The 15,880-nt window shown below is 60.9% G+C and carries 9 protein-coding genes and 3 rRNA genes; all 12 read right to left on the bottom strand.

Annotated elements, in window-relative coordinates; genetic code table 11:
* Positions 1-317: 317 nt before the first annotated feature.
* Complete coding sequence (locus ACX5I4_RS22370) at positions 318-1,478, bottom strand: acyl-CoA dehydrogenase family protein (protein ID WP_461838611.1); 1,161 nt, start codon at positions 1,476-1,478, stop codon at positions 318-320.
* Positions 1,479-2,675: a CaiB/BaiF CoA transferase family protein gene (locus tag ACX5I4_RS22365; RefSeq protein ID WP_461838610.1), complete on the bottom strand. Its 1,197-nt coding sequence runs from the start codon at positions 2,673-2,675 to the stop codon at positions 1,479-1,481.
* An 84-nt stretch (positions 2,676-2,759) separates the two neighbouring features.
* The gene (locus ACX5I4_RS22360; protein WP_461838794.1) at positions 2,760-3,479 is read right to left on the bottom strand and encodes a GntR family transcriptional regulator; all 720 of its coding nucleotides are present in this window, start codon (positions 3,477-3,479) and stop codon (positions 2,760-2,762) included.
* Between the two features lie 249 nt (positions 3,480-3,728).
* Positions 3,729-3,845: ribosomal RNA gene (gene rrf, locus ACX5I4_RS22355) — 5S ribosomal RNA — on the bottom strand.
* 152 nt (positions 3,846-3,997) lie between these two features.
* A 23S ribosomal RNA gene (locus ACX5I4_RS22350) occupies positions 3,998-7,133 on the bottom strand.
* Positions 7,134-7,671: 538 nt separating this feature from the next.
* Positions 7,672-9,194: ribosomal RNA gene (locus ACX5I4_RS22345) — 16S ribosomal RNA — on the bottom strand.
* The 16S, 23S and 5S rRNA genes sit together here, the layout of an rRNA operon.
* 739 nt (positions 9,195-9,933) lie before the next feature.
* Positions 9,934-11,379, bottom strand: coding sequence for a DHA2 family efflux MFS transporter permease subunit (locus ACX5I4_RS22340; RefSeq protein ID WP_461838609.1), 1,446 nt, complete (start codon positions 11,377-11,379; stop codon positions 9,934-9,936).
* A gap of 138 nt (positions 11,380-11,517) precedes the next feature.
* Positions 11,518-12,420, bottom strand: a complete 903-nt coding sequence (gene panC / locus ACX5I4_RS22335) for a pantoate--beta-alanine ligase (protein WP_461838608.1) — start codon at positions 12,418-12,420, stop codon at positions 11,518-11,520.
* Between the two features lie 2 nt (positions 12,421-12,422).
* Positions 12,423-13,373 carry a Rossmann-like and DUF2520 domain-containing protein gene (locus tag ACX5I4_RS22330; protein WP_461838607.1) on the bottom strand — a complete coding sequence of 317 codons (951 nt, stop codon included), beginning with the start codon at positions 13,371-13,373 and terminating at the stop codon, positions 12,423-12,425.
* Entirely contained in the window at positions 13,366-14,868 is a 1,503-nt protein-coding gene (locus ACX5I4_RS22325; RefSeq protein ID WP_461838606.1) for a PH domain-containing protein, read from the bottom strand. The genes ACX5I4_RS22330 and ACX5I4_RS22325 overlap by 8 nt, the downstream gene beginning before the upstream one ends.
* Positions 14,865-15,377, bottom strand: a complete 513-nt coding sequence (locus ACX5I4_RS22320; protein WP_461838605.1) for a PH domain-containing protein — start codon at positions 15,375-15,377, stop codon at positions 14,865-14,867. The genes ACX5I4_RS22325 and ACX5I4_RS22320 overlap by 4 nt, the downstream gene beginning before the upstream one ends.
* Positions 15,358-15,879: a DUF3180 domain-containing protein gene (locus ACX5I4_RS22315; RefSeq protein WP_461838604.1), complete on the bottom strand. Its 522-nt coding sequence runs from the start codon at positions 15,877-15,879 to the stop codon at positions 15,358-15,360. The genes ACX5I4_RS22320 and ACX5I4_RS22315 overlap by 20 nt, the downstream gene beginning before the upstream one ends.
* Between the last annotated feature and the right edge of the window lies 1 nt (position 15,880).

The following is a 15,880-nucleotide window of genomic DNA, read 5'->3' as shown; positions in this document are numbered from 1 at the left end:
GTTACCCGAATCATTACCGCTTTGCAAATTGGCATTTCAACCGATTTCAAAGGAACAACCCGAATCTCCCTCGAATTGCGGCGCACAAAGCACCGGCCGTTTTAGGCTCAATTCGAAGGGGTTGGCCACCCGTGGTTCCCAGCTCTAGGCTGTCTCCCTCGCGGCGACTTAGAAGACATTACACGGCTCCCGCACCCTACGCAAATCCGCCTCCGGGCACTCCTTGGGCTTCTTCAAATCACGGGGCGGCGGGGGCCCGCTCGGCGAGCCCTGAGGACGCGACCACGGAACTCGAGTTCCGCCGTCGGGCCCTGCGCTCAGCGGAAGGCGGCGACGCCGGTGAGCTTGTTGCCCAGAACGAGTGTGTGGACCTCATCGGTGCCCTCATAGGTACGAACGGATTCCAGATTGTTCGCGTGACGCAGCGGTGAGTAGTCCAGCGTGATTCCGTTGCCGCCGAGAATTGTCCGCGCCTCGCGGGCAATTTTGATGGCCTCACGGCAGTTGTTCAGCTTACCGACCGAGATCTGGTCCGGCTGCAACGTGCCGGCATCCTTCCTACGGCCGAGATGAAGGGCAAGGAGGAATCCCTTGTTGATCTCCAGAGCCATGTCCACCAACTTCTGCTGGGTCAGCTGGTAGCCGGCAAGCGGCTTGCCAAACTGAAGGCGTTCCTTGGAATAGTCGAGCGCGGCCTCGAACGCGTCGCGAGCAGCGCCCATGGCGCCCCAGATGATCCCGTAGCGGGCTTCGTTGAGGCATGAGAGCGGGCCCTTTAGCCCGACGACGTTGGGCAGCACCGCGTTCCCGGGCAGCCGCACGTCGGACAATTCGATGTCGCATTGAATGGAGGCTCGCATGGACAATTTCGGTCCGATCGGCGTGGCCGTGAATCCGCGGGCGTCGGTTGGCACGACGAAACCCCGGACCCCACCATCGGTCTGGGCCCAAATGATGGCGACTTTTGCCACAGTCGCCAGACCGATCCAACGTTTTGATCCGTTGAGGACCCAATCGCTCCCATCGCGGCGCGCAAAGGTGGCCATGCTGCCCGGATCCGATCCAGCGGTGGGTTCAGTCAGGCCAAAGCAGCCAATCGCTTCTCCCCTGGCCATCATCGGCAACCATTCGGCCTTCTGCTCGTCCGAACCGTGCTTGTAGATGGCGCTCATGGCCAATGAGCCCTGTACCGAGACGAAAGTGCGCAGCCCGGAGTCACCGGCCTCAAGTTCGGCGGCGGCCAGTCCGTACTCGACGGCGGATCGGCCGGCACAGCCGTAACCCTTCAGATGCATGCCGAGGAGGCCCCGTTTGGCCAGTTCGGGAACAATTTCAAGCGGGAAGACGGCCTCTTCGTACCAACCAGCGATGTTCGGCCTGATTTCGCTGTCCACGAAGGACCGCACGGAATCGCGGAGCGCACGTTCATCGGCGCTAAGTAGGGAATCGATGTCAATCAAGTCGCTGATGTCAGGCATCTATGAACCTTTCACGGAAGTTGCTGGGAGTTCCAGGGCGAACGTGGATCCTTGGTGCTCGCCAAGAGCCGGGGGAACTAGCCGGTAGCTCGGCGCGGCTGCGGACAGCCGGATCGGACTGGCGAGCTGCTGGGATTCCCGGCCAGTGGCGGGATCGGTGACAACGACTGACGGCTCCAAACCCAGGCTCTCGGCCAGCTCGAAAGCCTCACCGACCGTGTTGACCTTGCCTGCAGGCACCCCTGCCGCAAGCAATTTGCTCTGCCACCGCAAAGCGGTGTCGGCGAGGAGCGCACCTTCAAGCACGGCGCGCAGCTCCGCGCGGGACCCCACCCTGCGTTCGTTAGTGAGGAACCTGGCTTGCTCAGCCAGGCCGGGGATTCCCAGCACCGACGCCAGCGCCGCAAACTGCCGGTCGTTACCGACCGCGACGGCGAGGGTGCCGCCACCCGTGCGAAAGGTCTCGTAGGGGGCGATACTCGGATGGGCGTTACCCAACCTGGCAGGTGAGTTGCCCGTGGCCAACATCGCGGTGCCCTGGTTCACCAGGGCTGCCAGTAGCGATGAGAGGAGGTCAACCTGCACCTGCTGGCCGGTCCCAGTAGCGTCCCGGACACGGAGCGCCATCAGGATGCCCGCAACGGCGTTCTGGCCGGCGAGGACGTCGACCAAGGCGACCCCAACCTTGCTAGGTTCCCCTTCCGGGAAGCCAGTAATGCTCATCAGGCCGCCGAGCGCCTGAACCAAAAGGTCGTAACCGGGCAGATCCGCCCCAGCACCGGTCCCGAAGCCCGAGATAGAGCAGTAAACGATGTCCGGCCGATCCTTGGCGACGGTCTGATAATCCAGTCCAAATTTCGCCATGACTCCAGGGCGGAAATTCTCGATGACGACGTCACAACCAGCCACCAGGCCACGGGCATAGCTCAGCCCGTCGTCGGACGTGAGATCGGCGATCGCGGACCTCTTGTTTCGGTTGACGCTCGCGAAATAGGTGCCCGTGCCGTCCGCGGCAACAGGCGGAATCCATGCACGGGTATCGTCGCCGCCGGGGCTCTCTATCTTGATGACCTCGGCACCATAGTCTGCCAGCATCATTGAGCACAACGGTCCGGCCAGAACGCGAGAGAAATCAGCGATCCGTATACCTGCCAACGGCGGCGGTCCGCCTTGATTGCTCTGCGGTGTGGATGCCACGTTGCATCTCCTCCGATAGTTGTATGTTGCATGCAACTGTAGAGGAACTGGCAGAGCTTGTAAACAGTATTCGAGAAATCAAGGTCAGCTACGGAATTTCGTCAGCTGTTCCAGCTTCGCCAAATACGCATCTGCGGAAAGCCCCGGCGTCTTGGCGCACACGCCTGTGATGAGAAGTCGCGCAGTGCGGGTGACATGTTCACGAACCGCAGCGGAGGCGGCCTGAGGATCCTTCCGCTCCAATGCCTCAAGAATATCGCGGCGGTCATCGGCCAGATCCTGGCTGCTGCGGACCGAGGGGATGGTCACTAGACCATGCGCAAGAACGAGATTACGCAGCTCACCATCCAGTGCCGTTAGCCGCGGGTTGCCCGCCAAACCCAGCAGAAATAGGTGGAATTCCTTGTCCGCTTGGAGGGTGCCGGGACCATCGTCGCCGGCTGCGGCATCCAGGATGCGCCCGTGAAGCGCTCGGAAATGCTCAACATCATTCTTAGTGACAACCTCGGCGGCCCGAGCTGCGGCGGGAGGCTCGAGAATGATTCGGATCTGAAAGATCTGCACGATCTCGTCAAGTGAAATCTGCAGTACCCGAACACCGCGGTTCTTCTCGATCCGAACAATGCCTTCTTTTTCGAGCAACTGCAGGGCCTCACGCACCGGCGTCCGAGACACGCCAAGCCTCTCGGCCAGCCCAATCGCGGAATAGTGCTCCCCTGGTGTCATCTCCCCAGAGGTGATTGCCGCGCGCAGCATTTCCGTGACCTGTGTTGTCAGTGACACCCCGGGAGTAACCTGTTGCATGCTACTCATGCTGACATTGTACGTGTCGGCGTGGGCCGTGGTCGGCGTATGTGATGGGGCGTTGGTAGGAACCGGCTGATATGTGAGCGGGGGTTTGGTATGCCCGGGCCGGCGGGGCGCCCGCTCACGTATGGCGGGTCCCGGCCGGACGCCCGCTCACTTCCTGGGCGTGCCGGGGGTTCCAGGCGGGAGGGTGTGTTAATGGGCGAGGCCCCGACATTCGCTGTCGGGGCCTCGCCGTTGAAAGATGTCCGGCGGTGTCCTACTCTCCCACACCCTCCCGGGTGCAGTACCATCGGCGCTGTGGGTCTTAGCTTCCGGGTTCGGAATGGGACCGGGCGTTTCCCCCACGCTATGACCGCCGTAACCTTGTTACCCGTCCCGCCGGCACGCTGGGTGCGGGGGTGGGAAGACTGGTTACAACATTGTGGTGTTGTTATTCAGTTGTGGTTTGTTCCTGTGACAACAACGGGTTGTTGTTCGGGAACCACATAGTGGACGCAAGCAGTTTTGTTTGTGTGGTGTAAGTTGTCGGCCTATTAGTACCGGTCAGCTTCAACAGTCGTTGGTCCTGTCTTCCACATCCGGCCTATCAACCCAGTGGTCTGGCTGGGGGCCTCTCACACACGAGGTGTTTGGAAATCTCATCTTGAAGCGAGCTTCCCGCTTAGATGCTTTCAGCGGTTATCCCATCCGAACGTAGCTAATCAGCGGTGCACTTGGCAGTACAACTGACACACCAGAGGTTCGTCCGTCCCGGTCCTCTCGTACTAAGGACAGCCCTTCTCAAATTTCCTGCGCGCGCAGCGGATAGGGACCGAACTGTCTCACGACGTTCTAAACCCAGCTCGCGTACCGCTTTAATGGGCGAACAGCCCAACCCTTGGGACCTACTCCAGCCCCAGGATGCGACGAGCCGACATCGAGGTGCCAAACCATGCCGTCGATATGGACTCTTGGGCAAGATCAGCCTGTTATCCCCGAGGTACCTTTTATCCGTTGAGCGACGGCCATTCCACAATGTACCGCCGGATCACTAGTCCCGACTTTCGTCCCTGCTTGAGATGTCTCTCTCACAGTCAAGCTCCCTTGTGCACTTACACTCGACACCTGATTGCCAACCAGGCTGAGGGAACCTTTGGGCGCCTCCGTTACTTTTTAGGAGGCAACCGCCCCAGTTAAACTACCCATCAGGCACTGTCCCTGACCCGGATCACGGGCCGAAGTTAGATGTCCAAAGTGACCAGAGTGGTATTTCAACGATGACTCCACCCCCACTGGCGTGAGGGCTTCAACGTCTCCCACCTATCCTACACAAGCCACTCCGAACACCAATACCAAACTATAGTAAAGGTCTCGGGGTCTTTCCGTCCTGCTGCGCGTAACGAGCATCTTTACTCGTACTGCAATTTCGCCGAGTTTATGGTTGAGACAGCGGGGAAGTCGTTACTCCATTCGTGCAGGTCGGAACTTACCCGACAAGGAATTTCGCTACCTTAGGATGGTTATAGTTACCACCGCCGTTTACTGGGGCTTAAATTCTCAGCTTCGCCTTGCGGCTAACCGGTCCTCTTAACCTTCCAGCACCGGGCAGGAGTCAGTCCGTATACATCGTCTTGCGACTTCGCACGGACCTGTGTTTTTAGTAAACAGTCGCTTCCCCCTGGTCTCTGCGGCCCCGATCCCCTCCCACCGGCAAGCGGTGTTCAAGGTTGGGGCCCCCCTTCTCCCGAAGTTACGGGGGCATTTTGCCGAGTTCCTTAACCATAATTCTCTCGATCGCCTTGGTATTCTCTACCTGATCACCTGTGTCGGTTTGGGGTACGGGCGGCTAAGACCTCGCGCCGATGCTTTTCTAGGCAGCATAGGATCACCGGATCCCCCCATGACGGGGGTCCCATCAGATCTCAGGAACGTCATCCAAGACACAGCGACGGATTTGCCTATCGCTGACCCTACATCCTTAGACCGGGGCAACCATCGCCCGGCCCGGCTACCTTCCTGCGTCACACCTGTTAATACGCTTACCTCCCGGGATCAGGTCCCGCGCTCGGCCAAAACCCGCACACCACAAGGGTGCTTGGGCAGGCTCCGGGCGGTTAGTATCCCCCGCTTGGCATGGGCGGTCCTTCGCCGGTACGGGAATATCAACCCGTTGTCCATCGACTACGCCTGTCGGCCTCGCCTTAGGTCCCGACTTACCCAGGGCAGATTAGCTTGACCCTGGAACCCTTGATCATTCGGCGGACGGGTTTCTCACCCGTCTTTCGCTACTCATGCCTGCATTCTCACTCGTGTAGGCTCCACCGCTGGTTTACACCGCGACTTCACCGCCCACACGACGCTCCCCTACCACTCCAGACGACTGAACCACGAAGGCTTGTCCCTGTCTGAAATCCACAACTTCGGCGGTGTACTTGAGCCCCGCTACATTGTCGGCGCGGAATCACTTGACCAGTGAGCTATTACGCACTCTTTCAAGGATGGCTGCTTCTAAGCCAACCTCCTGGTTGTCTTCGCAACTCCACATCCTTTCCCACTTAGCACACGCTTAGGGGCCTTAGTTGGTGGTCTGGGCTGTTTCCCTCTCGACTATGAAGCTTATCCCCCACAGTCTCACTGCTGCGCTCTCACTTACCGGCATTCGGAGTTTGGCTGACGTCAGTAACCTTGTAGGGCCCATCGGCCATCCAGTAGCTCTACCTCCGGCAAGAAACACGCAACGCTGCACCTAAATGCATTTCGGGGAGAACCAGCTATCACGGAGTTTGATTGGCCTTTCACCCCTACCCACAGCTCATCCCCTCCATTTTCAACTGAAGTGGGTTCGGTCCTCCACGACGTCTTACCGTCGCTTCAACCTGGCCATGGGTAGATCACTCCGCTTCGGGTCTAGATCACGCCACTACACTCGCCCTGTTCAGACTCGCTTTCGCTACGGCTACCCCACACGGGTTAACCTCGCGACGTAACACTAACTCGCAGGCTCATTCTTCAAAAGGCACGCCGTCACAGCTACAAGGCTGCTCCGACGGATTGTAAGCACACGGTTTCAGGTACTGTTTCACTCCCCTCCCGGGTACTTTTCACCTTTCCCTCACGGTACTGGTCCGCTATCGGTCATTAGGAAGTATTTAGGCTTATCAGGTGGTCCTGACAGATTCGCACGGGATTTCTCGGGCCCCGTGCTACTTGGGATCCTCTCCAGGCGGCACACAACATTACGGTTACGGGGCTCACACCCTCTACGGCCGGCCTTTCAAGACCGTTCACCTATGCTCATGCTCTCACCCCACCGGTCCGGCAGAACCAGTACGGAAAGTCCCACAACCCCGCCCATGCAACGCCCGCCGGCTATCACACATGGAACGGTTTAGCCTCATCCGCGTTCGCTCGCCACTACTAACGGAATCACTCTTGTTTTCTCTTCCTGCGGGTACTGAGATGTTTCACTTCCCCGCGTTCCCCCCACGCACCCTATGTGTTCAGATGCGGGTCACCAGATCACGCAAACGCGCCTGGCGGGGTTTCCCCATTCGGACATCCTGGGATCAAAGTTCGGTTATCAACTCCCCCAGGCTTATCGCAGATTCCTACGTCCTTCTTCGGCTCCTAATGCCAAGGCATCCACCGTGTGCCCTTAAAAACTTGACCACACAAAAATCAAAGACTTCTCGAGAGAACCAGACCCCCCAAAAGAAGGGCCGGGTTCAAAAAAAAGAAATTGCTGTAGACACAAGACAAACCCCAAGGGCCTGCCCGTGTCAGATGCTCGCGTCCACTATGTAGTTCTCAAACAACAACCCCGTACCACACCCCCGCACCAGCCACCCCACCAAAAAGGGGCAGCCACCACGCACGAGGACATGCAGCCAGGACAACCGGAAACACCAAACCCACACCCCGCACCGCCCCCCCAAAAAGAAGAAGGACACCCGCAGGCCATGGCCCTGTTGCCTCAGGACCCAACAGTGTGCCAAACACGAAAACCGGACACCCCCCACCCGCACCGTTCCAGGACACTCAAAGAGCATCCGTACTAAGGACAGGAAAGAAACAACCGGCCGCTATCTGCTGATATTCCACCCATGAGCACCCACCGCAGAACAGACGCCTGCGCAATGGGCTTTGCTTCCACACACCCCCACGGCCACCATGCGGCAACCACGGAAATGATAATGGCGCTCCTTAGAAAGGAGGTGATCCAGCCGCACCTTCCGGTACGGCTACCTTGTTACGACTTAGTCCCAATCGCCGGTCCCACCTTCGACGGCTCCCCCCACAAGGGTTAGGCCACCGGCTTCGGGTGTTACCAACTTTCGTGACTTGACGGGCGGTGTGTACAAGGCCCGGGAACGTATTCACCGCAGCGTTGCTGATCTGCGATTACTAGCGACTCCGACTTCATGGGGTCGAGTTGCAGACCCCAATCCGAACTGAGACCGGCTTTTTGGGATTAGCTCCACCTCACAGTATCGCAACCCTTTGTACCGGCCATTGTAGCATGCGTGAAGCCCAAGACATAAGGGGCATGATGATTTGACGTCGTCCCCACCTTCCTCCGAGTTGACCCCGGCAGTCTCCCATGAGTCCCCACCACTACGTGCTGGCAACATGGAACGAGGGTTGCGCTCGTTGCGGGACTTAACCCAACATCTCACGACACGAGCTGACGACAACCATGCACCACCTGTAAACCGACCGCAAGCGGGGCACCTGTTTCCAGGCGTTACCGGTTCATGTCAAGCCTTGGTAAGGTTCTTCGCGTTGCATCGAATTAATCCGCATGCTCCGCCGCTTGTGCGGGCCCCCGTCAATTCCTTTGAGTTTTAGCCTTGCGGCCGTACTCCCCAGGCGGGGCACTTAATGCGTTAGCTACGGCGCGGAAAACGTGGAATGTCCCCCACACCTAGTGCCCAACGTTTACGGCATGGACTACCAGGGTATCTAATCCTGTTCGCTCCCCATGCTTTCGCTCCTCAGCGTCAGTTAATGCCCAGAGACCTGCCTTCGCCATCGGTGTTCCTCCTGATATCTGCGCATTTCACCGCTACACCAGGAATTCCAGTCTCCCCTACATCACTCTAGTCTGCCCGTACCCACTGCAGAACCGGAGTTGAGCCCCGGTCTTTCACAGCAGACGCGACAAACCGCCTACGAGCTCTTTACGCCCAATAATTCCGGATAACGCTTGCGCCCTACGTATTACCGCGGCTGCTGGCACGTAGTTAGCCGGCGCTTCTTCTGCAGGTACCGTCACTTTCGCTTCTTCCCTACTGAAAGAGGTTTACAACCCGAAGGCCGTCATCCCTCACGCGGCGTCGCTGCATCAGGCTTTCGCCCATTGTGCAATATTCCCCACTGCTGCCTCCCGTAGGAGTCTGGGCCGTGTCTCAGTCCCAGTGTGGCCGGTCACCCTCTCAGGCCGGCTACCCGTCGTCGCCTTGGTAGGCCATTACCCCACCAACAAGCTGATAGGCCGCGAGTCCATCCAAAACCGCAAAAGCTTTCCACCACCATGACATGCGTCAGACGGTCATATCCGGTATTAGACCCAGTTTCCCAGGCTTATCCCAGAGTCAAGGGCAGGTTACTCACGTGTTACTCACCCGTTCGCCACTAATCCCCCCAGCAAGCTGGAGATCATCGTTCGACTTGCATGTGTTAAGCACGCCGCCAGCGTTCATCCTGAGCCAGGATCAAACTCTCCGTTGAAGTAAAACAAAAACAGACACAACCACAACCACCGGAAACAACGGTCGAAGCAGCTGCACAAAATTTGAAACCAGCCAAAAATACCAGACCCCACCCACAGGGGCGGACAAGGCCCGGCAAAATTCAACCAATTCATATAAAATAAACCGGTATCAACAAACTTGGCACACTATTGAGTTCTCAAACAACAGACACACCCGACACCACCCACACCCACCAAAGGGTCCAGGATCGCTCCGGAGCAACTTCACAAAGTTACCAGACTTGCTCTCTCCACACAACTCCCGAACTCGGGAACCGCGCCGGACAAAACACCATCCGTGACTCCCGGAAACCGCACCGGAACGCAAGAAAGCGGACCAAGAATTTGGTTTCCATTTGGAAGGGAGTCTGTCGCAATTTTTCCGCATCAGCGGCGGCGACTCGAATTACTTTACACACCCCGAAGGCCGCAGGCAAATCGCTCCGATATCACCGCCCTGCACTCAAAAGCCCCTACAACACGGCGATTTTCGGCCCGTCGCCACCAGGCGGGAAGCCTTTTGGGTCGCAATCCACAAACATGCCGTGCGTCACATCGCCAACCAGCTACGCACCCGCACCAGCAACTAACCGCGCCGCGCAGCAGAACGGCGCCGCATCACGAAAGGTGATGCGGCGCCGTCGGGCCCCAGCGAAACTTGGGCCCAAGCACGCGGTCGGGTCCTAGCAAGAGCGAGCGGGCAAGTGGGCAAGCGGCCTAGTGCCCCGCTGCCCCCTCGGTCTTGCGCATCATGGTGGAGAGCACCACGGCAACCACTGCAATCAAAGTGGCAGTCAGGAAAGCGGCCTGCATGCCAGCCACAAAACCGGACGCGGCCGACACCACGGCGAAGATGGAGACCAGAAGTGCTGTGCCAGCAGCGCCCGCCACCTGCTGCAGCGTGCTCATGATGGCCGAGCCATGCGAGTAAAGGTGCGGCGGGAGCGGGTTGAGGCCAGTGGTGAACGCCGGCGTGAACAACAAAGCCAGCCCCAAGCTAAGTACCGCGTAAAGAACAATGACCCACCACAACGCGCTGCCCGCGGTGAGCATCGAGAACTGCCACAGCGTAAGGACCAGCAGCACGGAACCGGTCACGGTGAGCGGGAGAGGACCGACTTTGTCGAATAGCCTGCCGACCACCGGGCCGAGCAAACCCATCGCCAAGCCTCCCGGAAGGAGCGCCAGGCCGGTCTCCATCGGCTGCAGGTGAAGGACATTCTGCAGATAGAGCGGCAGGAGGATCACTCCGCCGAAGAGGGCCATCATGGCAACCACCATGAGGAGGACCGACACGGTGAACATGCGGAAGTTGAAAGCCCGCAGGTCAAGCAGGGGCGAGTCGGACTTCTGCAACTTGAGCTGGCGGAAAACGAACACCACCATGCACAAAACGCCGATTACCAGCGCGGCAATCGGCAAGGCGCTTGCGCCGCCATGGCCACCGATCTGGCTCAGACCATAGACGAGGCCACCGAAAGCCGGGACGGTCAGGACCACCGAGGCGAAGTCCAGCTTCACGTTGCCGCGTTCACCCACGTTGGTCAGGAACCGGGCACCGATGGCCATGGCGAGCAACGCGACCGGCAGCACGAAGACGAACATGAATCGCCACGAGAAGTGGTCCAGGATGATGCCCGAAACCGTGGGACCCAAGGCCGGCGCAACAGAGATCGCGATGGTCACGTTGCCCATCACCGCGCCGCGGCGGGACAGGGGAACGAGCGTCAAGATGGTGGTCATGAGCAGCGGCAACATGATCGCCGTGCCACCCGCCTGGACGATTCGCGCCAACAGGAGCACGCCAAAACCCGGGGCCAGGGCCGCGAGCAGCGTGCCGCCGCTGAAGAGTCCGATCGCAAGGAGGAACGCAGCCCGAGTGGTGAGCCGCTGGAGGATGAAGCCCGTAGTGGGTATGACCACGGCCATGGTCAGCATGAATCCAGTGGAGAGCCATTGGACTGTGGGTGCATCAACGTTGAGGTCCGTCATGAGCCGCTGCAAGGCGACGTTCATGATGGTCTCGTTGAGGATCACCACGAAGGTGGCGACCAGGAGCGTGACGATAACGGTGACAGACTCGCGCGACATCTTGTCGCTGGCTTTTGTCCCCGTTTCCGGCACGGGGTTGCCGTGCGCGTCTGACGTGACGTCGGTAGACATGAGGATCCCTCAGCTTTGGGTGCGATGGTTTCCGGCGCTCGGCACCGGTGAAGATTGCAACAGTCTAAGCCTCAACGGCATTCCCGTCAGCAACTTAATCCAAACGTTTGCGTACGGGCATCCGAAAGTTAAGAGCGATCAGGAGCTCAGCGGCACGTTGTCGATCAACCGCACGGGACCAACCTTCGCCGCGATGATCGCGAGCCCTTCACCCCGGAACGGAGTGTCCTTGCAGTTTTCCGCGAGCGGTTCCAACGTTCGGGGGTCCACGACGTCGAAATAGTCCAGGCTCACCAGCGGTTGCGATTCAACGAGCGCGACGGCGGAGTCCAGCCCCAGCGGTTCGTTCGCCAAGGCGCGGGACTCAAGAAGCCGAAGGGCGCGGGACAGCACCAAGGCCGCCTCCCGCTCTTCTTCGGAGAGGAAACGGTTCCGGCTGGAAAGCGCGAGACCTTCGGCATTGCGCACGGTGGGCACCGCCACGATCTCTACGGGAAAACTGAGATCGGCCACCATCCGCCTCACGAGGGCCAACTGCTGGGCATCCTTCTGCCCGAAGTACGCGCGGTACGCGGCAGCACCGCCGTCGACGGCTGGACCGCCGGGCAGGCCATAGTGCAGCAGCTTGGCAACCACCGTGAGGGCGCCGTCGAAGTGCCCGGGGCGCGAGGCGCCCTCCCATTTCTCGCCCAGCGGCCCCGAGGTCACGCGGACCAGCGGTTCCCCGCCGGGGTAGACCTCGTCAACGGAAGGGGCGAAGACAAGGTCCACGCCCTCGGCGTCGAGGAGTGCCATGTCCGCATCAAGGGTGCGCGGGTAACGTTCAAGATCCGCGGCCTCGCCGAACTGCAGGGGATTCACGAAGACGGAGGCGACGACGACGTCATTCTGCTCGACGGCGGTGCGGGCCAGCGTCGCATGCCCGGTGTGCAGGGCTCCCATCGTGGGGACGAGACCCTGCGAGCCGCCGCGCTTTTCCGCGAGCAACCGGGCACTTTCGGCCCTCAGCTCCGCCACGGTGGTGACAAGTTTGATGGGCATTCTCAGTTTCCTTCCTGCGCCCCGGCAGCGTCGTTGCCTGGGCGGTCTTCACCGTTGTCCGGCGTACCTGAGCCGTCCAAGGCATTGTTGATGTCGCCAAGCTGGCCCTCCTTGAGCAGGCCACGGTTGGCCGCCCGCCGGGCCGTGGCCCGGGCCATGGCCAGGTAGGCGGCGAGAACATCGCCGCCGGCACCGGCGTCGTACTCCTTGAGGGCCTCGGCATGGGCGGCCACGGTTCCCACATCCCCGCGGGCGACCGGCCCGGTCAGCGCTGACTCGCCGGAGGCCAGTGCGTTCTCCAAGGTGGCGCGCAGCAAGGGGCCGAGCACGCGTTCCGGCGCGTCGACGCCGATCTCCCGCAGCAGCTGGGACGCCTGGGCAACGAGCGTTACGAGGTGGTTTGAGCTGTGCGCGAGGGCTGCATGGTAGAGCGTCCGGTCGGCCTCTGCGATGGCCACCGGCTCGGCGCCCATCTCCACTACGAGCGCCTGCGCGATGGGCAACATGGCGGCGTCGGCAGTCACCCCGAACGTGCAGTCCATGAGCCTGGTCAGGTCCAGGCTCATGCCCGTGAACGTCATGGCAGGGTGGAGGGCGAGCGGAATGGCACCCGCGGACCGGACCGGCTTCAGTATCCCGACGCCGAAACGGCCGGAAGTGTGCGCCACGAGCTGGCCCGGCTGCCATGCACCGAGCTTGGCCAGTCCTTCCACGAGTTCGCCAAGGGCGTCGTCCGGGACGGCAAGGAGCACCAACTCGGCGCGCTCCACGATGTCCTGGATCTCGAGGATGGGGACCCCGGGAAGAAGCGTTTCGGCCCGCTCCCGGCTCGCTTCGGACACCGCGGAAACCCCGACGACGGCGTGTTCGGCCGCGCGCAGGGCCGCACCCAGGACGGCACCCACCTTGCCGGCGCCAATGATTCCAACGCCGAGTCGTCCTGGCCTAGCCATGGTGTGGTTCCTCCTGGGTTGATGCTTGCGGTACTGCGCGGGTGGTTGGCGGGGCCGGGTGCACCGGGATCGCCGTCGGTTGAAGCTGGGCTAGCCATTGCTCGCTGCTTTGTAGTTTGCGGGCTTCGCGGGCTCGTGCCGCCTGCTGGTCGAACAAGCCCACTGCTTCCTCGGTGGCTGCCTGGATGAGCCTGGGCGCCACAGGACCGGGGGTCGTGTGCAGCACGAGGTCTGCCACACCGAACAGCCGGGCCAACGGACCCTGATGGAGGGCCATGGACTGGGTCCGCTGATGCGGGACCAGGACCAAATGCCGCCACAAGCGCCCCGAGCGCAGCAGCAATGCCGTGTCCGTTGCGAGGAAGCCGTTTCGACGCCAACCCAGCGGTGAAAGAAGCCATGCACGCCTCGGCGTGGTAACAAAACCGGCGTCGGAATCCAAGCCGTTCAAGCCAGCCGTGAACACGCGCTCGGGGTCGGCGGTGCCTGGATCTGGCAGGACGAGGGAGAGCATCATCATCACCTCAGGCTTCCGGCCGACCGGAAGCAGCATGGTGCGGTGCTCGCCTTCATTGCGGTGGTGCTCTCCGTAGCCGGCCACATTCACACGAACCCGATACCAGCCAAGAATGCGCCACAACGGGGGCTGTGTGACCTTGACTGCCTGGATTCGGCCCGGTGGCACGGTCTGGGCTTGGGTATCAAGTAGCCCGTAGCGCAAGCGGATGCCGTCAGGGGAAATCGCCGCCGTGAAGTTGTAGCCCTTGTTGAAAGAGCGCCAGTACGCGGCACCCAAGCCAAGGATTGCCGGAATCAAATAGAGGATGAAAGCGCGGGACTCAGTCAGCACAGAGATCAGTACGGATGCGATCGCGCTGAGCACGATGAAGAAGCTTTGCTCGCTCAGGATCAGCGAACCGAGAAGCCTTCCCGGCGGGAGGTACAGCACGACGTGTTCGGGCGCCTCGGGAACCTCGACCGTTTCGTGCCCGTCGGCAATCCCGGCGGCCCGGCCCAAGATGGTGGCGCGGAGCTGTTTCGCCTGTGCAAGCTTGAGGTAAGAGAGCCGCACCGCCGAGTGGCCGGCGTCGGCGACCTCGAACTTCAGCTCCGCGAGCCCGAAAATACGGGCAAGCAAAGGCTGGACAATGTCGATGGCCTGGACCCGGTCAAGGCGGGCCTGGCGCTGCTGTTTGAACAGGAAGCCCGTGTTGACCCGCACAAAACCCTCGGCAAGCTGATAGCGGGTGAAGTACCAGCTGAGGACGAAAGACCCCAAGGCCAGCAATAGCACGACGCCACCACCGGCCAATAGCCAGCCCGTGCGCTCGTTGAAGTTCTCGCCGATGTTTCCGCGGCCTTGGAGGGCCCGCTCAAAAGTGTCCCGGCCAAAGAAATAGACGATCGCGACGAGTGCCACCCATCCGCGCACGAACGGCGACGCCGGGTGCACGCGGTGCCAGTCGCCGTCGACGGCGGTCTGTTCCTGGGTCACAGCCCGGCCAGCCTCGCTTCACCTCGGGCTGAAAGCTGCTCGCGCAGCCGTGCGCCTTCAGCGGCGGGGAGACCCGGCAAATGGGCATTCGTTCCGGCCGAAGCGGTGTGGAGTTTGAGGGTGCACAGCCCGAGAAGCCGTTCGACGGGTCCAACGGCAACATCGACGTACTGCATCCGGCCATAGGGAACCACCATGGTCCGCTGGAAGAAGATGCCGCGGCGGATCAGGAGGTCGTCGTCGCGTTCCGCGTAGCCGATCGCCCTCACCTGCCTCGGGATCAACACGAGCCTCCAGAGGGCAAGCAACAGGAGGACCGCTGGAACGGCGACGGCGAGCCACAGCGGCGGCCACTTCCACCACCCCAGTTGTACGAAGAGCAAGGGCAGGCTGAAAACCGCAACCATGAGCACGTTGCCGAGAGCCCACTCGGCGAGCCGCACTGTCACGTATTTGGGCGACACGCGCAGCCATTGGATACCAGGAGGGTCAATCGCCGCGGTACGCATACTCGCCTTCGCCTTTGGCTTCGCCGTGGCGGCGATCCTGGATGCCGGGGTCGCCTTCGAGATCTTCCGGAGGAATCCGGCAGAACCGCTCCACCACAAGCCCCACGATGGTCATGATGAGCCCGCCGCCACCCATGATGAGTGCGAGCCAGAAAATTCCCTGGTCGCTTCGCAGGTTCCAGATCCGGAGCTGTTCAATCACGATTCCGGCGTGCCAGCCCAGCAACACTGTGCCCGCATAGGCGCAAGCTTGGGCCAGGATCAGGGTTCGCGCGGCCAGGATGGGGTTGAGCATGGTCTTCTTCTTGCCGTTTCGCCAGCGCAGGACGCGGATGCCCATGATCAACGTGAGCACGGCGATGACGCCCATCGTCACCAATGCGGACGGAGGAAGCACCGGCGTCGCCATACTGTAGCGCGTGGTGAGCACAGTGGTCAGCCAGCCAACCGCGGCAAGAACGACGGCGATGATCGCCAACAAGAGTGGACGCATGGCCTTCATG

The sequence above is a fragment of the Arthrobacter sp. MMS24-S77 genome (assembly GCF_054888235.1).
Note: the sequence above shows the minus strand (reverse complement) of the source record. Positions and strands in the feature narration are given on the sequence as shown.